Raw genomic sequence first — 380 nt, forward strand, 5'->3', positions numbered from 1 at the left:
TGATACCGACGACCAGGATGACAGGGCATTTGAGCGCGGCTGCCACATCAGCAAGCGTTTCTTGCTCATTAATAGGGGTAAACCAGCCGCCTGCCCCTTCAACCAAAATCACATCGGCAGGATAGGCTGCGATGGACTTATGGATGGTATCGACTAATTGGGTTTTGGTGAGTGTCACGTTATCAAGCTGCGCGGCGATATGCGGTGAGCAAGGCGTCGCTAGCTGGATAGGCGCAATGACAGACAGCGGTGGTTTGACATTGGCAAATTGATTGATGCGCCTTGCATCATCGCTATATGTTTGACCGTTGTCATCGGTTTCTAGACCTGCGGTGACTGGCTTGATAGCATATACACTTTTGCCTTTTTCAGCTATATTC

Annotated in this window: 1 protein-coding gene; it reads right to left on the reverse strand. The window is 50.0% G+C overall.

Annotated features, from left to right (window positions below):
* Positions 1-380 (reverse strand): ATP-dependent dethiobiotin synthetase BioD (gene bioD / locus J1781_RS00100; protein ID WP_217232983.1); only part of this gene is annotated, 380 nt, incomplete at both ends.

It is taken from the genome of Rahnella perminowiae, from assembly GCF_019049695.1.
GTDB classification, from domain to species: Bacteria; Pseudomonadota; Gammaproteobacteria; order Enterobacterales; family Enterobacteriaceae; genus Rahnella; species Rahnella perminowiae.